The organism is Paracidovorax avenae ATCC 19860 (genome assembly GCF_000176855.2).
GTDB classification, from domain to species: domain Bacteria; phylum Pseudomonadota; class Gammaproteobacteria; order Burkholderiales; family Burkholderiaceae_C; genus Paracidovorax; species Paracidovorax avenae.
Genome location: NC_015138.1, coordinates 3767853 through 3790374, shown reverse-complemented (window position 1 = coordinate 3790374; position 22522 = coordinate 3767853). Strand labels below are relative to the sequence as shown.

The window sequence follows — 22522 nt, the reverse complement described above, 5'->3', positions numbered from 1 at the left end:
ATCGCGATGCGGATGGGTGGCTTGTGCCCCGGTTCGTCCGGCAGGCACCCGTTTCGCGCCGCCCGGCGCCGTCCTGCAGGGCTCCGGCATGCTCGGCAGCATTGCCCTTGCAGGCACCGCCTTGCTCCCGCCATGCCCCGTTCCGTCACATCCTCTTCGCCGCCACGCCAGTCCGGTCCTGCCCACTCCGACCCTCTGCCGCCATCCGCGGACGAGCGGCCCGCCCAACGGCGCCGGCAGGCCGCTGGCACGCCGGGGCCCCCGGCGCCGGGAACGCCGTTGCCGACGCGGCGCCCGGGGCCTTCCCTGCCGATTACCCGCGCCCGCGCGGCGCTGCGCCAGCTGGTGCAGCGCCCCGTCTTGCTGGACAACACCGCCGCGCTGTCCCGCATGGGCTTCCACCCGCGGGCGCAGTTGCTGTGCGCGCCCTCTGAGCGGCACCCCGGAGAGGCTGCCGCACCGGGTGCGCTTTTCCTCCCCATGGCGCTGCCCGTGCCTCCAGCCCCGGTGGTCGCGCTGTCCTCTGGCGATCCTGTGGCCGCGCAGCGGCGGCAGGTGGTCGATGGGCTCGGCGAACTGCGCGCCTTCGCAGCCGAGATGCATGCGGAAGGCGCGAGCCCCGACGACGAGCCCGACGCCTTCCGCAAGCTCGACAAGCTGGCGATGCCGGCGATCGTGTCCGCCCTCAATGCGGAGGACCCGCAGCTGCGCCTCGTCTATGCGCACGTCAGCGTTCCGGACGACCGGGGCGTGGTTGCGGACCACCGCGGCTTCGGCTCCGTAGAGTGGCGTAGTTTCCTGGCGGATGCGACGCCGGGCCGCTGGCGGATCGTGCTCGACAATGCTGCACACAATCTTGCGATGGACCTGCATGTCGAGGGACTGCCCGGCGAAACGGGGCGCCGTGGCTCCGTGGTGCACATGAGCCCGTCGGTTCCCGCAACCGTCGATCCTGTCCTCACCGCCGCCGAGATGGCTGCCCATCTGCGCCTGCCGGAGGGCTGGCCGCTGATGCTGGTGGATGTGCCGGCCCAGAAGAGCCTGCGCTCCTGCAGGATCTTCGCGCTGTCGATGGCCCTCAAATGCGCCGCCGATGCGTCGCTGGAGCATTTGCATGCCCGGCAACTGCGCGGCGAGCCGCCGCCGTTCGATACGGTCGAAGTGGATGCCGAGCTGCTGCTGCCGGCCGAGTATTCCAGCGAGGCCGGCAGCCTGTCGGATGGCAGCACGGCCGCATCGGCGGACAGTCCCGCCACACCGGGCACCCCGCAGCCGGTAGGCCTGCTCGCGCACTACGTCAAGACGGCGGCGGACGTGCTGGGGCCGGCCTATATGAAGCATGCCCAGTCCCGCACGGCCGTGCAGGGATATCTCGACGGGCTGCCGTATGGCGCCCGGCACCAGCCCGTGAACCGCAAGGGACAGACTCTGCTCGATAGGCACGATGCCCACCGGGTGGCCCGTTGGCCCGGCCCCGCAGCGCGCAAGCCCGGCCCGCTGCTGCAGAGCGCGTCGATCGAGCTCAAGCGCATCGCCTTCCTCGACAAGGCGATCCGCCATGCTGCCCGATGCAGCGCGCAGGACATCCTGCCGATCTGCGAAGCCATGGACAACGTGGACAGCCGCTGGCGCGACTGGTACAGGCATTGACGGGGATCAGGCCAGCGGATCGGCACCCGCATCGCCGGGTGCGCTGCGCAGCCGGCTCGGCGCCAGCGCGCCCGCGGAGTCGAGGATCGGGTAGGCCAGCGAGCAGATGTGCGAATTGATGCGCTTGAGGTCGCTTATGAGGTCGATGTGCAGCGAGCTGGTTTCCATGCTCTGCACGGTCTTCTCGGACAGGCGTCCGAGGTGGGTCGCCGCATAGGCGCGTTCCAGTTCGCGGAAACGCGTCTTTTCCTCCAGCAGCCGCTGCGCGTCACGCACGTTGCCGTTGAGGAACACGCTCATCGCCAGGCGCAGGTTGTTCACCAGCCGGCCGTGCAATTCCGTGATCTCGGCCATGCCGGCATCGGAGAAGCGCCGGCCCTTGCGGATCTTCTTGTCCTCGATGTCCGTGAGCACGCGCTCGATGATGTCGGCCACCTGCTCCATGTTGATGGTGAAGCTGATGATGTCCGTCCAGCGCCGGCTTTCCTCCTCGTCCAGTGCCCCGCGGGAGATCTGTGTCAGGTAGTACTTGATGGACGAGTACAGCCTGTCCACTTCGTCGTCCATCTTGCGCAGCTGCTGCGCCAGCTGCAGGTCGTCCCGGCGGATCACGTCGAGCACGCCCAGCAGCATGGACTCCACCACGTCCGCCTGGTAGAGCGCCTCGCGCGCCGCGCAGGACATCGCCAGCGAGGGGGTGGAGAGCGCCGAAGGGTCCAGGTGCTGCGGCCGGCGATTGGGCGGCCCCTCGGGCGGGGGCAGCAGCCGCGTGACGGCTCGGGCCACCCACTGCGTGAATGCGATGAAGCCCACGCTGACCGCCACGTTGAATGCCAGGTGGAAGAGCACCACGCCCTGGGCCGCGCCCGGCATGTGCGGCTGCACGTGCCGCAGCCACAGCCCCGCGAACGGGGCGACCAACAGCACGCCCATGAGCTTGAACATCAGGTTGCCCACGGTCACCTGCCGCACTTCCACGGCCGACTTGGCGGTGGTGATGACCGCCAGCAGGCCGCTGCCCAGGTTGGCGCCCAGCACCAGCCCCAGGGCCACGTCCAGCGGCACCACGCTCGACGCTGCCATGGCCGAGATCAGCAGCACGATGGCGAGGCTGGAGTAGGCGATCACGGCCAGCACCGCGCCCATCAGCACCTCCAGCACCAGGTCGCTGTCGAGCGAGCCGAGCAGGGTGCGGATGAGCGGCGAGGCCAGCATCGGCCCGCTGGCCTGCACCACCATCTCCAGCGCCAGCAGCATCAGGCCCAGCCCGATCAGCACGCGCCCCACGCGCCCGGCGGTGCTCGCCTGCCGGGTGATGAACAGCACCACGCCCACGAAGATGAACAGCGGCGACAGCCACGACAGGTCGGTGGAGAACAGCACCGACATGAGCGCCGTGCCGATGTCCGCCCCGCGCATCACCGCCAGCGCGGCCGGCAGCGTGATGAGCCCCTGCCCGACGAAGGACGAGGTCATGAGCGAGGTGGCGGTGCTCGACTGCACCAGCGCCGTGACCCCGATGCCCGACAGTGCGGCCGAGAAGCGGTTGCCCATGCTGCGCGCCAGCAGCGTGCGCAGGTTGGCGCCGAACACGCGCAGCACCCCGGTACGCACGAGGTGCGTACCCCAGACCAGCAGGGCCACGGCGGCCAGCAGATTCAACAGGTGCTTCATGGATCGGTGCTGTTTTCCAGAGGCCACAGCATACTCCTGAATCCATAGCAATCGGCCAGCAGCCACGGCCGTGCCGGGGGCATGGCATGGCGGTGCGGCAGTCACGGCCGGCGGCTTCGCCCGGGTCCGCCGGACTTCGCGGTCAGGGCCCCGAGGCCCCGCGGGAGGCCCTAGTCTCGCCGCATTCCCTGATTCGAATGGATCACCACACCATGCATTTCAGCTTCAAGTCACTCTGCGGGGCCGATGCCTCGCAACGCCGGTCGCACCCCGCGCAAACGCCCGCGACCTCTTCCCGCGAGCCCCGCCATGGCCGCAGGCTCGACGCCGCAGGCGGCCCGGGGCCGCGGGGCTACGCCTTCCAGACCGACCCGGCCCGTTCCGGGCCGCCACCCCGGCGGCCAGCCCCTGCGCTGCCGCAGGTGCACCGGATGCAGTCGCAACCCGCTGCGGCGCAGACCCTGGCGTTCGCGGCCCGCTTCCTGTCGAACGGGCCGGTGGAGGCCGTCGTCCGCACCCCTGCACAGGAGGCGCAGCTCTTGCGTGCCGACAACGCCGCCGCCCGGCTGGAGCGGCTGGTATCGCTCTCGCTGGGGCCGGCCGCGAGCGGGCGGCCTTCCGCCGCGGATCCGGAGCAGGTCGGCACGCTGCGGCGCAAGCTGGGCCAACTCCGGGAGCTGCAGGCACAGAAGGCGCAGCTGTCCGAGGATGTGGCGCAACTGCGGGAAGCCCACGGCGCGGGAAAAGCGCTGGGCATCGACTGGGACCGCTACAAGGGGTGGGAACGCATCCTCAATGCCCGGCCGCAGGAGCTGCTGGCGCAGATCGATGGCGGTATCGCGAACCTGCTGCACCGCCTCGGGGAAGCCGACTACGAGGCGCGCCAGCAGAAGGAACGGGATCTCGGCAAGATCCTGTTCTGAGCACTGCAGCGTGGCCGGCCCTTCCCCGCGCTGCCTGTGGCGCCCCGCCCGCCGCTGCGTCAATCGATGAGCCGCCCGCCGTCGTGGAACGGGTAGGGGCCCGGGTACTGCCCGCTGGCCGCCAGGTGGCTCACCAGCCGCCCGCCCGCGGGCAGCGCATGCACGGCGAAGCCCGGGGGCTCCAGCGTCCAGGCCGAGGCGGCATCGGGCGCGAGGTCCAGGCACACCTGGTGCGCAGGAGAGGGCACCGTGGCTGCGATCGTTCCGCCGAAGCGCACCTGGATGCTGCGGTGCAGGTGGCCGCAGATGACGCGCTCGACGTTGGGATGGCGCGCCACCAGGGCCTCCAGCGCCTGCGTGCCTTCGAGCAGCCCGATCTCGTCCATGTGGCCGATCAGCGTGCGGAAGGGCGGATGGTGCATGGCGATGACCACCGGCCGGCCCCTGCAGGCATCGAGCTGCGCGGCCAGCCATTCCAGGCGCTCGGCGCACAGGCTGCCCTCGCTCGCGCCGGGCACCACGGTGTCCAGCGCGATGAGCTGCAGGCCGCCCACGGGCACGCTGAATTGCACGAAGCCGCTCGTGCCCAGGTAGCCGTGGCCCGGAAAACTGGCGCGCAGCTGCGCTCGGTCGTCGTGGTTGCCCGGCAGCAGGTAGAGCGGGATCGCGCCCAGCGGCGCCAGCAGCCCGCGCAGGTGGGCGTATTCCTCCGGCCGTCCGAAATCCGTGAGGTCGCCCGTGGCGACGATGGCGTCGGGGCGCTGCGGCATGCGCAGCACCGTCTCCACGGCCTGGCGCAGGTAGGGAGCGGTGTCCAGCCGGCCGTAGGCCAGGCGGCCGGGCTCGCGGATGTGCAGGTCGGAGAGCTGCAGCAACAGGGTGGTGGGTGCGGTGAATGCGGTCATGGAGCGGGTCATGGAGGGGACGCGTTTCAGGCGGCAATGTCTTCGGCCAGCGGCATGAGCCGCTGCGGCGCGATGCGCACGGCCACCGCATCGCCCGCGCGGGCGGCGTGGTCGCGGGCTACGTCGGCGCGCAGCGGGGCCTGGCCGGGCACGTTCAGCGTGAGCTGCACGCGGTCGCCCAGGAAGCTGCGGTGCGTCACGTCGGCATGGCCCCAGCCGGGCTGTCCCAGGACGGCGGGTTCCACTTCCACGTCTTCCGGCCGCACCAGCCAGGCGTTGGCAGCGGCGCCGTGCGGCACCGGCAGTTCCAGCCCGCCCAGGTCGATGCAGCCCGGCGCGGCGTGCCGTGCGCCCGCCCCGGGCAATACCAGGCGGTTCACCCGCCCCAGGAAGGATGCCACGAACGGGTGCGCCGGGTGGCGGTAGAGCGTCTCGCCGTCGCCCACCTGCACGATGCGGCCGGCCTGCATCACGGCCAGCTGGTCGGCAATGGCGAGCGCCTCCTGCTGGTCGTGGGTGACGTGGATGGCGGTGATGTGCAGGCGGCGCAGCAGCTCGGCCAGCTCATCGCGCAGCGACTCCTTCAGCTTGGCGTCCAGCGCGGTGAGGGGCTCGTCCAGCAGCAGCACGCGCGGGCGCACGGCCACGGCGCGGGCCAGGGCCACGCGCTGGCGCTGGCCGCCGGACAGCTCCGCCGGGCGGCGCTTCTCCAGCCCGTTCAGGCGCACCAGGTCGATCAGCTCGCCCACCACGCGGCGGCGTTCGGCCTCGGGCGTGCCGCGGATCTTCAGGCCATAGCCGATGTTGCCCTCCACCGTCATCTGCGGGAACAGCGCGTAGTGCTGGAACACCATGCCCACGCCGCGCTGCTCGATGGGCAGCTGCGTCACGTCGGTGCCGCCGAAGGCGATGCGGCTGCCGGCGTCGGGCGCCTCCAGCCCGGCGATCAGGCGCAGCAGCGTGGTCTTGCCGCAGCCCGAAGGGCCCAGCAGCGCCAGCACCTCGCCGGGCTGCACGGCCAGGTCGGTGGGCTGCAGGCCGCGCGCGTCGCCGGCATAGGTCTTGGCGCACTGGACGATGTCCACGCGCGTGCGTTCGAGTTCAAGTGCCATGGTGTTTCTCGATGAAGGTGCCGACGGCCTGCAGGCCCCAGAGCACGGGCAATATGACGATCAGGAAGACGAGGGTGTAGGCCGAGCCGATCTCGATGCGCATCGAGGCATAGCTGTCGGCCAAGCCCACGGGCAGGGTGCGGGTGAGCGGGGTGTGCAGCATCCAGGTGAGGTTGAATTCGCCCACCGAGAGCGTGAACACCATCAGGCTGCCCGCCACGACGGCCGGAAGCACGGCGGGCACCAGCACGCCGAGAAAGCGCTGCGAAAAGCTGGCACCCAGCGAGCGCGCCGCTTCTTCGAGCGAGCGCAATTCGTCCTTCCGGAAAGCCGCGCCCACGGTGCGCACCATGAAGGGCAGGGTGAACACCATGTGCCCGACCAAGATGAAGGCGAAGCTCTGGCGGAAGCCTTGCAGCGTTCCGTAGGCCAGGATCAGCGCCAGCGCGCTCGCCAGGCCCGGCACCGCGACGGGCAGGGTCAGCAGCTCCTCGAAGAGCCGCGCGGCGCGCGAGCGGCTGCGCGCCAGCGCATAGGCGCAGGGCACGCCGATCAGCAGGTTGCCCGCCACGCACAGCAGCGCCAGCCACAGCGACCAGGTCACGGTGCTGCCGTAGTTCTCCCAGACCTCGCCCAGCCAGCGCAGCGTGAGGCCGCTGCGCAGCCCCGTGCCGTAGTTGTTCACCAGCCCGGCCATCACCGACAGGGCAATGGGCGCGGCCATGAAGAGCGTCACCAGCGCGGTGAGGGCCACCAGCGCCCAGGGCGCCTGTCTTGCGTTTCTCATCGTGGCTCTTTCTCAGAAGGCGGAGGTGCCGGCCCAGCGGCGGGACACCCAGAGCACCAGCCAGGTGATCAGCCCCAGCGCGATCGACAGGCTGGCCGCCAGCGCGAAGTTGGCGTAGTTGGTGAATTCGTCGTAGATGGTGATGGGCAGCACCTCGAACTTCGCCGACAGCGTGAACGCCGTGCCGAAGGCTCCCATCGCGGTGGCGAACACGATCGCGCCGCAGGCCAGCGTGGTGGGCGCGAGCGCCGGCATCCACACGTCGCGTGCCACGCGCCAGCGCGAGGCGCCGAGCGAGCGGGCAGCTTCTTCCAGCTGCGCGTCCATGGCGCCGGCCGCCGCCGTGTAGGTGGCGATGGCGCGCGGCAGCGAGAAGTAGAGGTACGCGAGGAACAGGCCCAGCAGTCCGTAGGCGAAGGTGATGCGGCCCCAGCCCAGCGCCTGCGTCATGCCCGCCAGCGTGCCCTGGCGCCCGCCCAGCAAAATCATGAAGAAACCCACGATCACGCCGGGAAACGAGAGTGGCAGCGTCAGCAGCGACAGCAGCAGCTGCCGGCCCGGGAAGCGCTGGCGCGCCAGCGTGATGCCCACCAGTGCGCCCAGCACCAGCGTGGCCAGCGTGACGGCCAGCGACAGGCCCAGCGTCTGCAGCAGGCTCTGCAGGTAGCGGCCGTTCGTCAGCACCGCGAAATACGTCGCCCAGCCCTGGCGCGCCGGCAGCGCCAGCAGCAGGGCCGTGGGCAGCAGCCAGAAGGCCGCGAAGAACGCCACGGCCGGTGCGGCGCATGCGGCCAGCAGGGCGCGCGAGGGGGCGAAACCGCCGTGGCGCGAACTCATTTCACTTCCTGCAGGTAGCGGTCGGAGAACGCCTTCTGCACCGCGGCCATGCGGCCGTAGTCCACCGTCTTCGCACGCTGGTATTCGCTGGCGGGCAGGAAGCGGGCCTGCACGTCGGCGGGCATGGCGGCGGCGCGCACCGGGCGCAGGTAGGCCTTGGCCCAGATCGCCTGGCCCTCGTCGGAGAGCACGAAGTCCAGCACCTTCTTCGCGTCGGCGGCGTGCGGCGCCTTCGCCACCATGCCCATCACGTAGGGCACCACCACCGTGCCTTCGGCCGGAATCACGAATTGCACGTTGGCGCCGTCCTTGTATTTGGCGCGGTAGGCGTTGAAGTCGTAGTCCAGCAGGATGGCGATCTCGCCCGAGAGCACACGCGCATAGGCGGTCTGCTTGGGCACGATGGGCTCATTCTTCTGCAGCGCCTTGAAGTAGTCGATGCCGGGGCCGAAGTTCTCCAGCGTGCCGCCTCGCGCCTGGTTGGCGGCCACGGCGCCCACGTAGCCGACGAAGGCCGAGGCCGGGTCCAGGTAGCCGACCAGGCCCTTGTACTCGGGCTTGAGCAGGTCGGCCCAGGACTTGGGCACCGGCTTGCCGCCCAGCGCATCGACGTTGACCATGAAGCCCAGCGTGCCCGAATGGATCGTGAACCAGTGGCCGGCCGGGTCCTTCAGGCCATCGGGAATGTCCTTCCAGCCGGCGGGCTGGTAGGTGCCCAGCAGGCCGTCCTTCTGCGCCTGGATGGCGAAGGTCACGCCCAGGTAGGTCACGTCGGCCACGGGGCTGGCGCGCTCGGCGGACATCTGCGCCAGCGACTGGCCGGAGTTCTTGTTGTCGGGTGGCACGGTCACGCCGGTCTTCGCCTTGATGGCCTTGAGCTGAGTGCCCCAGTCGGCCCATTCGGGCGGGCAGTTGTAGCAGATGGCGGTCTGCGCGAAGGCGCCGCCGGTGGCGGCCAGGCCGAGGGCCAGCGCTGCGGCGCGCGCGAATTGCTGGAGGGTGGATCGCATCGGGAAACTCCTGTGGGGCGAGGAACAAAGAAGGGAACGAAGGGAAACGGGTGCGGCAGGACCGTGTCAGTCACCGCCTGGCGCCGCGGCGCAGGAGCCTCCGGCGCGGAAGTGGTGCGGCAGCGTCAGGCTGGCCTCCGGCGTGGGCGGCACGTGCGATGCCATGGCCTGGACCAGCAGCTCCACGCTGCAGCGGCCGATGTCGGCATTGGGCTGCGCCACCGTGCCGAGCACGGGCGTCAGGTCCCGGCCCAGCGCGATGCCGTCGAAGCCCACCACGCTGAGGTCGCGCGGCACCTCCAGGCCCGCCATGTGCGCCGCGCGCAGGCAGCGGATCGCGATGAGGTCGTTGGAGCAGACCAGGGCGGTGGGGCGCTGCGGCCCGCGCAGCAGCTCGGCCACCTCCTGCACGGCGGTCTCGACGAAGGGCACTTCCACGACCCGCGCCGGGGCCAGGCCTGCCTGCGCCATGCCGCGCACGAAGCCGCGGCAGCGCTGCTGCGCCCGGTCGGACGCCGCGAGCTGCCCGCTCACCATGGCGATCCGTCGGTGCCCCAGCGCGGCCAGCTGTGCGACCAGGTCCGCCACGGCGCCTTCGCCATCCACCGAAACGCAGGGATGGTCCGGATGCCGGTTGTAGGCCAGCACGTACGGCAGCTGCACCGCGGCGAGCCGCTCCAGCGCCGCGGAGGACTGGGGCTGCGACACCACCAGGACCATGCCGTCCACATTGCCCGCCAGAAGCAGGTGCACCGCGCGCTCTTCCTGCGCCACCGCGTAGCTGGTGGTGAACGGCAGGATGGCGTAGCCCCCCCGCGCCGCGGCCTGCGCGATGCCGTCCAGGCATTCCGCGAACACCGGGTTCAGCAGCGTGGGCAGCACCACGCCGATGACGTGGCTGCGCTGGGTGCGCAGCGTGCGTGCCGTGGCGTTGGGCACGTAGCCCAGCCGCTCGGCGGCACCGAGCACCGCGGCGCGCGTGGCGGGCATCACCTTGTCGGGCGTATTGAAAACCCGGGAGACGGTGGCGACCGATACCCCGGCTTCATGGGCGACGTGCTGGATGGTCATGGAGAAAGAAACGGCTGCAGACGGGTCATGTAATCGATTACATGCATTGGAGCCCGGCAGCGTGACGGGGCGATGACAGCGGGGCGCCCACCGGGACCGTGCCTTCGTTTACCTGGCCGCCTGCTTCGCCCGGCAGGCCGCCGGATGGCATGGGAGCGTCCAGCATCTCGCCCATGGTTTCCCGCCTCACCTCGGCCAGCGCTCTGCCATCGCCCCGGGCCCGCTCCGCGCCTGCCGCATCCCCGTCGCATCTGCCCGGCGGATCCTCCACCGTCGTGGCCGGTGCCGGCGGGGAGTTGCGGCCCCGCGGGGTGCCCCCGGGGCTGCCTGCGCCACGCCGCGGTGTGGCTGGCGATGCGCTTTTACGGCCCTATGTCATGGCGCGGGCGATCGACGGACGGCACGTGGAAGGTCCGGACCTGGCCCGATTGCGGCAGGCCCACGGCACGGTCGAGGCAACGCGCAGCCTCCTGTCCATCGGGCGGGGCAATGTGGCGCAGGACATCGAGCGCACCGGAGGCGAGAGCCTGCGCGGGATGATCGCCGCCAAGGCCGTGGCGGAGCATCTGGTGGGTGCCGGCTGGCCCCAGGTGGCCGCAAGCGCCGCCGGGGCGATCGCCGCCAGGGCCGGCAACTGCGACGAGCATGCGGCGCTCGCAGCCCTGCTGCATGTGCCCCGGTTGCGAACGCAAGAGGCGCTCTGCCAGGTGATTTCCCATGAGATCCCGCACGTATGGACCGAAGTGCGCGGCGATGGCGGACCGGAAGACGACCTCGTCATGGATGCCTGGCTGGAAGGGCCCGCCGTGTTCGCTCCCGATGGGCAGTGGTCCGACACGCCGGCGACCAAGGAGGAATACTTCGTGCAGGGCGGCCCGGAAAAAGCCTGCCTCGACGGATTGCTCGCACACTCCGGCGCCGCCCTGCATGCATGGGTCGAGTACGAACGGAGCCAGGTTCCGGAAGGCTCCCTGCCTCCCCCCGGCTATGTCTATCCAGCCATGCCGGCCGTCAGCAGGGCCTTCGAGCGCAGGATCCAGCGGAAACTCTCCGGTGCCGGAGAGGCGGAGCGGGCCGCCAGTGCCGGGGTGCCCCGCGAGGCACTGGAGGCGCTACCCGCGATGCAGGATGCGCGGCGCGCGCTGCGCTATGGCGTGCTGGCCGTGGGCGTGGCCCGGCAGATGACCGCCGGGCTGGGCGTGCGCCAGGCCGTGGCGGAAGTGCCCGCCCTGCTGTACGGCGCCGCCTGCCGGCTCCGCCAGAGAACGTCCTGACGGCCCGGCGCGCCCCGGGCCGGTGGCATCCGGCATGCGGTCAGCTGCCCCGCCGCACCCGCATCAGCTCGTCGATGATCAGGCAGGCCGCGCCGACCGTGATCGCGGAGTCGGCCAGATTGAAGGCCGGGAAGTGCCAGCCGCGTGCGTGGAAGTCCAGGAAGTCCACCACGTAGCCGTGCATCATGCGGTCCACCACGTTGCCGATGGCGCCGCCCAGGATGCTGGAGAGCGCGAAGCAGAACAGCTTCTGCCCCGGATGGGCGCGCAGCTGCCAGACGATGAAGAGGGCCGCCGCCACGCCGATGCCGGTGAACACCCAGCGCTGCCAGCCGCCCGCATTCGCCAGGAACGAAAACGCCGCGCCGGTGTTGTGCGCCCGCACGATGTTGAAGAAGCTGGTGACGTAAGTGGCGTCGCCCAGGCGGTAATAGCCCAGGATCAGCGTCTTGGTGAACTGGTCGGCCACCAGCAGCAGCACGGCCCAGGCCAGCCAGGGCCACAGCGAGCCCTTGCCGGACGCGGAGGAAGAAGCGTTGCCGCGGGCCATTTATGCGTGCTCCCGCGTTTCGCCGCTGCCGTGCAGGTTGCTCACGCACCGGCCGCAGATGGTCGGGTGGGCCGGGTCCCGGCCCACGTCGGCGCGGTAGTGCCAGCAGCGCTCGCACTTTGCGTCCGGGCTGGCCGCCACGCGGATGGCGAGCGCATCGCCCGCCACCAGCTCGACGGCGGAGGTGATGAACACGAACTTCAGGTCCTCGCCCAGGCTGGACAGCAGCGCATGGTCCTCCGGGCCGGCCACCAGGGTGACGTTGGCCTGCAGCGACGAGCCCACCTGGCCGGCGGCGCGCACTGCCTCGATCTCCTTGTTCACCGCGTCGCGGATGGCGCGGATGCGCGTCCACTTCGCGGCCAGGCCTTCGTCGGCCCCGGCGATGGGCTGGTAGGTCTCCAGGAAGATGGAGTCGGAGTGGCCGAACGTCTTCCAGGCCTCCTCGGCCGTGAAGGACAGGAAGGGCGCCATCCAGCGCAGCATGGCGTGCGTGATCTGGTGCAGGGCGGTCTGGGCGCTGCGGCGCGCCAGGCTCCTGGGTGCGGTGGTGTAGAGCCGGTCCTTCAGCACGTCGAGGTAGAAGCCTCCCAGGTCTTCCGAGCAGTAGAGCTGCAGCTTCGCCACCACCGGATGGAACTCGTACACCTGGTAGTGCGCCAGCACCTCGGCCTGGAACTCCGCCGCGCGCGTGAGCGCGTAGCGGTCGATCTCCAGCATCTGCGGGAACGGCACGGCATCCGTGGCGGGATCGAAGTCGCTCACGTTGGCCAGCAGGAAGCGCAGCGTGTTGCGGATGCGGCGGTAGGCATCCACCACGCGCGCCAGGATCTTGTCGTCGCCCGCGATGTCGCCCGAATAGTCGCTCGCCGCCACCCACAGGCGGATGATCTCCGCGCCCAGCTTCTTGTTGATCTCCTGCGGGTCGATGCCGTTGCCCAGCGACTTGCTCATCTTGCGGCCCTGGCTGTCCACGGTGAAGCCGTGGGTCAGCAGGCCCTTGTACGGCGCGCGGCCGTAGAGGGCGGACGCCAGCAGCAGCGACGAATGGAACCAGCCGCGGTGCTGGTCGTGGCCCTCCAGGTACAGGTCGGCCTCGGGGCCGCTGTCATGGTGCACTTCCGGGTGGGTGCCGCGCAGCACGTGGAAGAAGGTGGATCCGGAGTCGAACCACACCTCCAGGATGTCCGTGCTCTTGGTGTAGTGCGGCGCGTCTTCCGCGCCCAGGATCTCTTCCACCGTCACGCGGCTCCAGGCCTCGATGCCGCCCGCCTCGACGATGGCGGCGGCCTGGTCCATGATTTCCATGGTGCGCGGATGCAGCTCGCCCGAATCCTTGTGCAGGAAGAACGGGATGGGCACGCCCCAGCTGCGCTGGCGCGAGATGCACCAGTCCGGCCGCCCGGCGATCATGTCGTGCAGGCGCGCCTTGCCGTTCTGCGGATAGAAGCTCGTGTGCTCGATGGCCTCGAGCGCGATCTGGCGCAGCGTCTTCGCGGGCTTCTCGCCGGGCTTCGTGAACACGCCCTCGCCCTCGTCCATGCGGACGAACCATTGCGCCGCGGCGCGGTAGATCACCGGCGTCTTGTGGCGCCAGCAGTGCGGATAGCTGTGGACGATGTCCTTGGTGGCCATCAGGCGGCCGGCGTTGCGCAATGCCTCGATGACGGCCGGCACAGCCTTCCAGATGTGCTGGCCGCCGAAGAGGGGGAAGTCCGCCGCGTAGGTACCGTTGCCCTGCACGGGGTTGAGGATGTCGTCCAGCGCCAGGCCGTGCGCCACGCAGGAGTTGAAATCCTCCAGGCCGTAGGCGGGCGACGAATGCACGATACCCGTTCCGTCGTCGGCCGTGGCGTAGTCGGCCAGGTACACCGGCGAGAGGCGCTGGTAGCCGTAACTGCCGTCATCGCTCGCCACGTCGTAGAGCGGATGCTCGAACTCCAGCCCGCCCAGCTGCCTGCCCAGGGTGGTGGCGATCACGCTGCCCGCGAGGCCGTAGCGTTCCAGGCACGATGCCACCAGCGGCTCGGCCACCAGCAGGATGCGCTCGCCCGTGTCCACCAGCGCGTAGCGGATCTCGGGGTTCAGGTTCAGCGCCTGGTTGGCGGGGATGGTCCAGGCGGTGGTGGTCCAGATGACGACAAAGGCGTCCTTGGGCAGGGCCGGCAGGCCGAAGGCGGCGGCCAGCGCGGCCGGATCGTGTGCCTTGAAGGCCACGTCCAGCGTGGTGCTCTTCTTGTCCTGGTACTCGATCTCGAACTCGGCCAGCGACGAGCCGCAGTCGAAGCACCAATAGACGGGCTTGAGGCCACGGTAGACGAAGCCGCGCTCCATCACGCGCTTGAACGCGCGGATTTCGCCGGCCTCGTTGGCGAAGTTCATCGTCTTGTAGGGGTTCTCCCATTCGCCCAGCACGCCCAGGCGCTGGAAGTCGGCCATCTGCTGCGCGATCTGCTCGGTGGCATAGGCCCGGCCCTTGGCCTGCATCTCGTCGCGCGGCAGGTTGCGGCCGTGCTTCTTCTCGATGGCGTTCTCGATCGGCAGGCCGTGGCAGTCCCAGCCCGGCACGTAGAGCGCATCGAAGCCTTCGAGCTGCCGTGCCTTGGTGATCATGTCCTTGAGGATCTTGTTCACCGCGTGGCCCATGTGGATCTGGCCGTTGGCGTAGGGCGGGCCGTCGTGCAGGATGAACTTCGGAGCCCCGCGCCGCGCATCGCGCAGGCGCTTGTAGATGCCTTTCTCGTCCCATTCCTTCACCCAGCCCGGCTCGCGCCGGGGCAGGTCGCCGCGCATGGGGAAGGGCGTGTCGGGCAGGTTCAGCGTCGCGCGGTAGTCGGTTCCGGGCGTGGATTCGGAGGCGGAAGGCGTAGTGTCGGACATGACTGGGCAGGAGATGCCTGGCTGCCGGCAGGTGCCGGGGCCGCCAGGGCGGAAGCAGGAAAGGGGGGCGGGAGGGGAGCAGCGCACCGGGGTGCTGCTCGGGGGGAGCGGGCGCGGCCGCCGGGGGCGGGCCGCGCGGGCGTCAAATTCGGTCGCGCGTGGTCTGGCGACGGGTTTCCGTGTAGCTGGCGGCCGGGGTGGACGCGAAATACGCCCGCGCGTCCTCGCAATCCCGGGCGATGCCGGCGGTGAGGGCGTCGAGGCTGTCGTACTTCAGCTCGTCGTGCAGTTTGTGCAGGAGTTCCACGCGCACGATTTTACCGTAGGCCCCTTCGGCCCCCAGGTGGGCGGGCCACTGCAGGCAATGCGTCTCCAGCAGCACGCGCCCGCCGTTGACGTCTGCGGGGTCGAGCGAGGGGCGCACGCCCAGGTTGGCGACGCCGGGCAGGGGGGCCTCCGAGAGGCCGTGCACCAGGACGGCGAAGATGCCGCCGGCCGCGGGCTTCCAGTGCGCGAAGCGCAGGTTCAGGGTGCGGAAGCCATCCCCGGCGCCCTCGGCGCTCGCGCCCAGCGCACGGCCGAGCTTGCGCCCGTGCACCACGTGGCCGCTGATGGCATAGGGCCGTCCCAGCAGCGCCGCGGCGGCCTCCATGTCGCCGCGCGCCAGCGCATCGCGCACGGCCGAGCTGGAAACGCGGAGCCCGTGCACTTCATAACTGTTCATGCGTGCCACGTCGAAGCCGCGCTCGCGCCCGGCGGCGTCCAGCATCGCGTAGTCGCCCGCGCGCTGCGCGCCGAACCGGAAGTCATCGCCCACCAGCACGTAGCGCGCGCCCAGCCCGCGCACGAGCACGTCGTCGATGAAGGCCTGGGGGGGCTGGCGCGCCAGCCGCTCGTTGAAGGGCAGCACCACCGCCTGCTGCACGCCGCAGCGCGCCAGTTCCTCGAGCTTGTCGCGCAGCGTGCCGATGCGCGCGGGCGCCAGTTCGGGCCGTTGCAGGGCGCTGGCGAAATAGTCGCGCGGATGCGGCTCGAAGGTCAGCACGCAGCTCTCCACGCCGCGGTGCGCCGCTTCGCTGGCGAGCAGCGCGAGCATGGCCTGGTGCCCGCGGTGGACGCCGTCGAAATTACCGATGGTGACCGCGCAGGCAGGAGCGATGCCGGGGTGGTGGAGGCCGCGGAAGATCTTCATCGGAATGCTAGTTTTTTGATAGCGGGCCAGGCAGGTGCGCCAAGCGCTGGCCGCCAATCCGTCATGATTTGGGAGTATATTGTGCTGCACGGGCCCCCGCGGGCGGCCCGCGAGACATCAGCGTTCCGAATCTTGTCGTGTTGCAAGGAGGGTGTTGTGAAGGTCTTGAAGCTGTCGGCCCAGGGGCTGCCGCAATCGTGGATTTCGCTGGAACAGGCGGTCACGCACTATGCCGCGGGCGAGGTGCGCTGGGAATCCGGCGGGCCCATCGCGGTGTTCCGGGGCGGGCACAACGCGCTCACGGGCGAGCAGTCCGTGATCGAGGTCAACAGCATCATCGGTACCAAGGGCGTGCCCGGCATCAACCCCTTCGGCCTCAGGCCCTCCCTCACAAACAGCAAGCTCTTCGCGCGCGACCGCAACATCTGCGCCTACTGCGGCGGCCACTTCCACGAGGAAGACCTCACGCGCGAGCACATCGTGCCCTTCGCGCGCAACGGTGTCGACCACTGGATGAACGTGGTCACCGCCTGCCGCGCCTGCAACCACCGCAAGGGCCCGCGCACGCCCGAGCAGGCCCACATGCCGCTGCTCTACACCCCCTACGTGCCCAGCCTGTGGGAAGACTTCATCCTGCGCAACCGGCGCATCCTCGCCGACCAGATGGAGTTCCTCATGGCGCACGTGCCCAAGTCCTCGCGGCTGCTGAGCTGACGGGGCAGGGCGGGCGCGCGACGCCCGGGCCAGCGGCCTGCGCGGCCCTGGGTGGACATATTGCCGCAGGGGCAGGGCGGGCCCACCGCCTGCGGGGCCGCGCACCCATAATGCGTCGCCATGCACGTCCTGCGCACATCGCCACGGCTGGTCCGCCTCGCCATGGCGTGGTTCGTCCTGGCGCTGGGCGTCGCCATCGCATCCCCGATGCTCCGGCCCGTGCCGTCGGAGATGGTCTGCAGCACCGGCGGCGCCATGAAGTGGGTGGCGCCTGACGACGACGGTGCCGGGGAGGCCGCGCACGGCACGCTGGATTGCCCGGTGTGCCTCGGCATTTCCCTGCCTCCGCCTCCCGTGCGCGGTGCGGGCATCGTGCCCCAGGCGCTGGCGCATGCCCTGCAGCCCGCCGTCCGGGCGCACATCGCGGGCATCGCCGGTGCGCCGCTGCCGCCACGCGGCCCTCCCGTGCTTTCCTGACACCCTCCCCGGGCTCTCGCGGGGCCGACGCCGGACCAGCCGCGTCGGCCGTGCCGCGCGCGCCGCTCCACCCCATCGCAACCGCGGCCACCCGCAACAGCCGCGCAGCCACTGCACGCCGGCCGGGGGCTCGCGCGTTCGCACGCACCAGGAAAGAACCCATCCACCATGCATCCCACAGGTCTTCGCCGCCGCATGCACCATGCATTCCACGCCGCACCCGCCCTCTGTGCCTGCCTGCTCCCCGGCGTCGCCGGCGCCGCGGAAGACGGAGCGCGGGAGCCCACGCTCGGAACCGTCACCGTCCAGGCCGCGGAATATGCGGCGGCGCCTTCCGGCCTGGCCCTGGGCAGCGCCGCCGCGCCGCTGGATACGCCCGCGTCCGTGACCTCCGTGCCCGCCGAGCTCATCCGGGCCCAGGGGGCCACGACCCTGCAGGAGGCACTGCGCAACGTGCCCGGCGCGCAGGCCGATTCGGGCTTCAACGGCAGCCGCAGCCAGTTCTTCGTGCTCCGGGGCGCCATCGCGGACAGCGGCACCGGTGCCTCCCGCGTGATGCGCGACGGCGTGCGGCTGTCCAACTATCCCTTCACGCCCGCCTTCGTGGAGCGTGTCGATGTCCTGCGCGGCCCCGGTGCCGCCATCGGCGTGCGCAGCGAGCCGGGGGGCACCGTCGATATCGTGACCAGGCAGCCCGAACTGGGCGACTTCGGCTCGGCCGGCCTGGGCGCCGGAACCCATGGCGCGCTCGACACCCATGTGGACATCAACCGCGTGCTGTCCGCCGAACAGGAACTGGCGGCCCGTGTCATCGCCGTGCATTCGTCCGCGAGCGAGTGGCGCCACGTGCCCGACCGGCTGGACGGGCTCAAGGCGGGCATCGCCAGGAGCGACGCCGACCGCTACCACCTTCGCCTCGGCGTGGAGTACACCGACCAGACCTACCGCCCCGACTTCGGGCTGCCGGGCATCGGCGGCCGGCCTGCGGCGGTCCCGCCCGACCTGCAGCTCAGCGAACCCTGGAGCGACTCGACGACCCGCAATACCACCGTGGACCTGCATGGGGATGCGGCCCTTTCGGGAACGTCACGGCTGTTTCTCGACTACACCCGCCTCCGGGCGCACAGCACATCGGTGCGGCAATCCCTGGGCCCCGCCGTCGCGGGTGCGCCACCGGGAACCTTCAGCCGGCGGCTGGCCTACGAGCCGGGCACGGAGCGCAGGATCGACGCGCTCGCCACCGGCATCACCAGCGTGCAGGACTGGGCAGGCATGCGGCACCACCTCTTCGCCGGCGTGGAGCGCTACACCGAAACCCTGGACCAGCGCAGCGCCGGCCTGGCCAGCCCGGCCGTGAACATCTATGCACCGGTCCGCGGCCCGGCGATCCCGCCTGCGTCCTTCAGCTTCACGACCACCACGCAGGATCTCCGCAGCACGGTGCTGTCGCTGCAGGACCGGATGGAGTGGGGGGACTGGAGCGCCGTCGCGGGACTGCGGTCCACCCGGCAGGATTTCCTCTATGGTGCCGCCGGCACGGCAGGCATCCGGGAGTCCGATACCTCGCCCCGCCTCGCCCTGCTGCGCAAGCTCTCGGGCACGGACTCCCTGTATGTCGCGTACAGCACCGGCATCGCGCCGAACCAGGCGTCCTCGGCCTCCGGCCAGTCGCTGCCGTCGCGTGCCTCCAGGCAGTACGAGGCGGGCTGGAAGTCCCTGTGGAACGGCGGGCGCCTGCAGTCCGATGTCGCCGTGTACCGGCTGCAGCAGACCCACCTGCTGGCCGACGATCCCTCCACGCCGAACATCTACGACAAGACGATTGCCGGAACGGGACGATCCCAAGGCATCGAAGCGGGTTTGAGCGGCGACCTGTCGCGCCGCATCGGCGTGGCCTTCGCCTACGCCTACACCGATGCCCGGTACGGGGCGAACTCGGACTACCCGGGCCGCCGCATCCCCAACGTGGCCCGGCATGCCCTCAGCCTGTGGGGCCAGTTCCGCTGGAGCGCAGAGCACGCCACCGGCGTCGGCATCCAGGCACAGGGCAGCCGCCCGGCCGACATCGCCAACACGACCACATTGCCGGGGTACGCCCGCGTGGACCTGTCGCACACCTGGAAGCACCGGATGGACGGGGGCATGCTCGAACTGCAGGTCGCGCTGCGCAACGTGTTCGACAAGGCCTACTTCGTCTCCAGTCACCTGCACGTCAGCAACTACCTCACGCCGGGCCCGCAGCGCAACATCTACGCGTCCGCGGGCTATAGCTTCTGACGGGTGCGTTCCGGCATGCGGTATGCGCCTCCGGCAGACTCCGCGCTCAGGGCATTCCCGCTTCCGGAGGCGGTGCCGGCATCGCGATAATCGCCGGCCGCCCCGTGCGGCCGCTTTCTTCGCCGCTGCCGGCCCTGCCAGGCTCTCCATGTTCACCGGACCCGTACCCATGCGCCACGCCGCTGATTCCGCCTTCGCCGTTTCCTCGTCCTCCATCCTGCTGCCTGCCCGCCGTGTCCTGCGCCGCCAGGGCCTTGCTGCCGCCGTGGCCGCCATCGCCTGCCTGGCTGCAGGCACGGTCCACGCCCAGCAGCCCAAGGAGGTCAAGCTCGGCTATGCGCTGGCTGTCAATTCGCACTACGGCGCCGCGGCCCAGGCGTGGTCCGATACGGTCGAGAAGGCCACCAACGGCGCCATCAAGTTCAAGCAGTTCCCCTCCAGCGCCCTGGGCGGCGAGCGCGAGCTGATCGAGGGCCTGCAACTGGGCACGGTGGAGGCCGTCATCGTCTCCACAGGCGCCCTGAGCAATTTCGTGCCCGACGTGGGCGTGGTGGACATTCCCTTCCTGTTCCGCGACACGGCCCACGCCCGCGCCGTGCTCGACGGCCCCTTCGGCCAGGAACTGCTGGGCAAGTTCCAGAAGCGCGGCCTCATCGCGCTGGCCTGGGGCGAGCAGGGCTTTCGCCACCTGACCAACAACAAGCATCCGGTGAAGACGCCTGCCGACCTCAAGGGCCTGAAGATCCGCGTGACCGAGAACCCGGTCCACATCACCGCCTTCCGCACGCTGGGTGCCTCGCCCACGCCCATGTCCTGGCCCGAGGTGATCGGCGCGCTGCAGCAGGGCACCATCGACGGGCAGGAGAACCCCATGTCGGTGATCGTCTCGGCCAAGCTGCCGCAGGTGCAGAAGTACCTTTCGCTCACCGGCCACGTGTACGCCCCGATGGCGCTCATCGTCTCGCCCAACTTCTGGGGCAGCCTGAACGATGCGCAGAAGGCCGCCTTCACGCAGGGCGCCAAGGCCGGCGCGCTGGCCTCGCGCAAGTTCGTCGATGACGTGGAGCAAAAGGGCCTGGCCGAGGTCAAGGCCGCCGGCATGCAGGTGGTGGAGTCGGTGGACAAGAGCGCCTTCCAGAAGGCGCTGGAGCCCGCTTACAAGCAGTACGCCACCAAGTTCGGCCAGAAGACGCTCGACCAGATCGCCAGCGTGAAGTGAGGTCGCAGCGGCCTGCGCCGCCAGCCTCGCACACCCTCTGCCCGGCACGTCCGGGCTTTGTCTTTTCCAGCCCATCCTCGCTTTCCTTCATCCCACCATGCTCCCTCGCTTCGAGCGCGCCCTGGTCGCCGGCAACCGCTGGCTGCTGATCCTTCTGCTGCTGGCCATGGCCTGCATCGTCTTCGCCAACGTGGTGCTGCGCTACACCACGGGCGACTCCATCGTCTGGGCCGAAGAGGTGGCGCGCCACCTGATGATCTGGTGCACCTTCCTCGGCGCTGGGCTGGTGCTGCGCTTCGGCGGCCATGTGGCCATCGACAACCTGCACCACGTGCTGGGCGAGCGCGGCGCGCGGGTGCTGCGCTGCTTCATCGTGCTGGCGCTGGGCGTGTTCTTCCTGGTGATGGCCTGGTTCTCCGTGCAGTACGTCTGGGCCACGCGCTTCCAGACCACGCCGGCCACCGACATCCCCTTCGCCTGGATCTACGCGGCCATGCCGGCGGGCTTCGTGCTGCTCTTCGTGCACCTGCTCTTCATGGCGCGCGGCTACATCCGGGATGGCCGCTATGTCGAATCCGACGAGATGGACGCCGAATCGGCGGCCTCGCTCTGATGCCCGCGAGGAACTGACACCATGGCCATCACCCTTTTCGTTTCCGCCGTCCTGCTGATGGCGCTGGGCTTTCCCGTCGCGTTCGCGCTCGCCATGTCGGCCGCCATCGCGGTCTTCGTGGGCGGGCGCTATCCGCAGCTGATCGTGTTCAAGGAGATGTTCACGGGCATCGACAGCTTTCCGCTGATGGCCGTGCCCTTCTTCATCCTCGCGGCCGAGATCATGTCCGGCGGCGCGCTCACCGTGGTGCTGCTGCGCTTCGCGGCGCAGTTCGTGGGCCACCTGCGCGGCGGGCTCGGCCACGCCAACATCCTCTCGCTCACGCTGTTCTCGGGCATCTCCGGTTCGGCCCTGGCCGACGCGGCCGGTCCCGGCTCGATGATGGTCAAGATGATGGACAAGGCCGGCTATTCGCGCGCCTACGCCGCCGCGCTCACGGCCAGCACCGCCATCGTGGGGCCGATCATCCCGCCCTCGATCATCATGATCATCTACGCGCTGCAGGACGAGCAGGTCTCGGTGGGCGCGCTCTTCATCGCCGGTTTCGCGCCGGGCATCCTCATCGCGCTGGCGATGGCGTTGGTCAACTGGCGGGTGTGCGTGAAGCGCGACTACCGCTCGCGCGAGCCGCGCCCCACGGGCCGCGAAATGCTCGCCAACAGCATCCGCGCCATCCCGGCCCTGATGCTGGTGGTGCTGATCCTGGTGGGTATCCGCTTCGGCATCTTCACGCCGACCGAGGCCTCCGTGGTGGCCGTGTTCTACGCCCTCGTCTGCGGCAAGTGGATCTACCGCACGCTGGAGTGGAAGGCCCTGCCGCACATCGCCGCGCGCTCGGCACTGCTCACCGCCTCGGTGTTGCTGGTGGTGGCCGCCTCGGCCGCCTTCGCCTGGGTGCTGACGGTGGAAGGCGTGCCCCAGCAACTGGCCGAGACGATCGTGGGCTGGAACCTCTCGCCCGTCACCTTCCTCATCGCGGTCAACATCCTGCTGCTGCTCTTCGGCATCTTCATGGAGCCGCTGCCGGGCGTGATGATCCTCGTGCCCATCCTCGCGCCCATCTCGGCGGCGCTGGGCATCGACCCGATCCACTTCGCGATGGTGGTGATCGTCAACCTCACGCTGGGCATGATCACCCCGCCCGTGGGCGGCCTGCTGTTCGTCACCTCGGTCGCCACCAAGGTGCCGCTGGCGGCGCTCACGCGCGAGTTGCCGCCGTTCCTCGTGGCCCACCTGATCGTGCTGGCCCTGCTCACCTTCGTGCCCGCCATCTCCACCTGGCTGCCGCACGCGCTGGGCTTCTGAAGGGTGCGGTACCCGGGCACGTTGTAGAAATGCCGTTATCTTTGATGAATAT

19 protein-coding genes are annotated in these 22522 nt (G+C 70.2%); 9 read left to right on the top strand and 10 right to left on the bottom strand.

Annotated features, from left to right (window positions below; translation table 11 throughout):
- The first annotated feature begins 132 nt into the window (after nucleotides 1–132).
- Nucleotides 133–1650: a YopJ family acetyltransferase gene (locus ACAV_RS16515; RefSeq protein ID WP_013595719.1), complete on the top strand. Its 1518-nt coding sequence runs from the start codon at nucleotides 133–135 to the stop codon at nucleotides 1648–1650.
- Nucleotides 1651–1656: 6 nt separating this feature from the next.
- Here ACAV_RS16515 and ACAV_RS16510 read toward each other — a convergent pair whose 3' ends face one another.
- Nucleotides 1657–3324 (bottom strand): Na/Pi cotransporter family protein, encoded by a 1668-nt coding sequence (locus ACAV_RS16510; RefSeq protein ID WP_013595718.1) that lies wholly within the window; start codon nucleotides 3322–3324, stop codon nucleotides 1657–1659.
- A 197-nt stretch (nucleotides 3325–3521) separates the two neighbouring features.
- On the opposite strand from ACAV_RS16510, the gene ACAV_RS16505 reads away from it, so the two are divergent.
- Complete coding sequence (locus ACAV_RS16505; protein ID WP_244875479.1) at nucleotides 3522–4247, top strand: hypothetical protein; 726 nt, start codon at nucleotides 3522–3524, stop codon at nucleotides 4245–4247.
- A 59-nt stretch (nucleotides 4248–4306) separates the two neighbouring features.
- On the opposite strand, the gene ACAV_RS16500 is transcribed toward ACAV_RS16505, so the two are convergent.
- The 6 genes from ACAV_RS16500 to ACAV_RS16475 all read right to left on the bottom strand — a co-directional run bounded on the left by ACAV_RS16500 (nucleotide 4307) and on the right by ACAV_RS16475 (nucleotide 9969).
- The gene (locus tag ACAV_RS16500) at nucleotides 4307–5164 is read right to left on the bottom strand and encodes a phosphodiesterase (protein WP_013595716.1); all 858 of its coding nucleotides are present in this window, start codon (nucleotides 5162–5164) and stop codon (nucleotides 4307–4309) included.
- 14 nt (nucleotides 5165–5178) lie between these two features.
- Complete coding sequence (locus ACAV_RS16495; RefSeq protein ID WP_013595715.1) at nucleotides 5179–6264, bottom strand: ABC transporter ATP-binding protein; 1086 nt, start codon at nucleotides 6262–6264, stop codon at nucleotides 5179–5181.
- Nucleotides 6254–7051 carry an ABC transporter permease gene (locus ACAV_RS16490; RefSeq protein ID WP_013595714.1) on the bottom strand — a complete coding sequence of 266 codons (798 nt, stop codon included), beginning with the start codon at nucleotides 7049–7051 and terminating at the stop codon, nucleotides 6254–6256. The genes ACAV_RS16495 and ACAV_RS16490 overlap by 11 nt, the downstream gene beginning before the upstream one ends.
- A 12-nt stretch (nucleotides 7052–7063) precedes the next feature.
- Entirely contained in the window at nucleotides 7064–7888 is an 825-nt protein-coding gene (locus ACAV_RS16485; protein WP_013595713.1) for an ABC transporter permease, read from the bottom strand.
- On the bottom strand, nucleotides 7885–8898 hold the full coding sequence (locus ACAV_RS16480) for an ABC transporter substrate-binding protein (RefSeq protein WP_013595712.1): 1014 nt from the start codon (nucleotides 8896–8898) through the stop codon (nucleotides 7885–7887). Before ACAV_RS16480 ends, ACAV_RS16485 begins: the two co-directional genes overlap by 4 nt.
- A 66-nt stretch (nucleotides 8899–8964) precedes the next feature.
- Complete coding sequence (locus ACAV_RS16475) at nucleotides 8965–9969, bottom strand: LacI family DNA-binding transcriptional regulator (RefSeq protein WP_013595711.1); 1005 nt, start codon at nucleotides 9967–9969, stop codon at nucleotides 8965–8967.
- 377 nt (nucleotides 9970–10346) lie between these two features.
- Here ACAV_RS16475 and ACAV_RS16470 point away from each other — a divergent pair, with 377 nt between their 5' ends.
- Nucleotides 10347–11243: a hypothetical protein gene (locus ACAV_RS16470; protein WP_244875478.1), complete on the top strand. Its 897-nt coding sequence runs from the start codon at nucleotides 10347–10349 to the stop codon at nucleotides 11241–11243.
- A 40-nt stretch (nucleotides 11244–11283) separates the two neighbouring features.
- On the opposite strand, the gene lspA is transcribed toward ACAV_RS16470, so the two are convergent.
- The 3 genes from lspA to ACAV_RS16455 form a co-directional block, all read right to left on the bottom strand.
- Nucleotides 11284–11793 (bottom strand): signal peptidase II, encoded by a 510-nt coding sequence (lspA, locus tag ACAV_RS16465; RefSeq protein ID WP_013595709.1) that lies wholly within the window; start codon nucleotides 11791–11793, stop codon nucleotides 11284–11286.
- Nucleotides 11794–14673, bottom strand: a complete 2880-nt coding sequence (gene ileS, locus ACAV_RS16460; protein WP_013595708.1) for an isoleucine--tRNA ligase — start codon at nucleotides 14671–14673, stop codon at nucleotides 11794–11796.
- A 142-nt stretch (nucleotides 14674–14815) separates the two neighbouring features.
- Nucleotides 14816–15865 (bottom strand): bifunctional riboflavin kinase/FAD synthetase, encoded by a 1050-nt coding sequence (locus ACAV_RS16455; RefSeq protein ID WP_013595707.1) that lies wholly within the window; start codon nucleotides 15863–15865, stop codon nucleotides 14816–14818.
- A gap of 156 nt (nucleotides 15866–16021) precedes the next feature.
- On the opposite strand from ACAV_RS16455, the gene ACAV_RS16450 reads away from it, so the two are divergent.
- The 6 genes from ACAV_RS16450 to ACAV_RS16425 all read left to right on the top strand — a co-directional run bounded on the left by ACAV_RS16450 (nucleotide 16022) and on the right by ACAV_RS16425 (nucleotide 22470).
- The gene (locus tag ACAV_RS16450) at nucleotides 16022–16579 is read left to right on the top strand and encodes an HNH endonuclease (protein ID WP_013595706.1); all 558 of its coding nucleotides are present in this window, start codon (nucleotides 16022–16024) and stop codon (nucleotides 16577–16579) included.
- Between the two features lie 120 nt (nucleotides 16580–16699).
- Nucleotides 16700–17056: a DUF2946 family protein gene (locus ACAV_RS16445; RefSeq protein WP_013595705.1), complete on the top strand. Its 357-nt coding sequence runs from the start codon at nucleotides 16700–16702 to the stop codon at nucleotides 17054–17056.
- 195 nt (nucleotides 17057–17251) lie between these two features.
- Nucleotides 17252–19333, top strand: coding sequence for a TonB-dependent receptor (locus ACAV_RS16440; protein WP_013595704.1), 2082 nt, complete (start codon nucleotides 17252–17254; stop codon nucleotides 19331–19333).
- Between the two features lie 238 nt (nucleotides 19334–19571).
- Nucleotides 19572–20552 carry a TRAP transporter substrate-binding protein gene (locus ACAV_RS16435; RefSeq protein WP_041829279.1) on the top strand — a complete coding sequence of 327 codons (981 nt, stop codon included), beginning with the start codon at nucleotides 19572–19574 and terminating at the stop codon, nucleotides 20550–20552.
- A gap of 97 nt (nucleotides 20553–20649) precedes the next feature.
- Nucleotides 20650–21165 carry a TRAP transporter small permease gene (locus ACAV_RS16430; RefSeq protein ID WP_013595702.1) on the top strand — a complete coding sequence of 172 codons (516 nt, stop codon included), beginning with the start codon at nucleotides 20650–20652 and terminating at the stop codon, nucleotides 21163–21165.
- A 21-nt stretch (nucleotides 21166–21186) separates the two neighbouring features.
- Nucleotides 21187–22470: a TRAP transporter large permease gene (locus tag ACAV_RS16425; protein WP_013595701.1), complete on the top strand. Its 1284-nt coding sequence runs from the start codon at nucleotides 21187–21189 to the stop codon at nucleotides 22468–22470.
- Nucleotides 22471–22522: the final 52 nt, after the last annotated feature.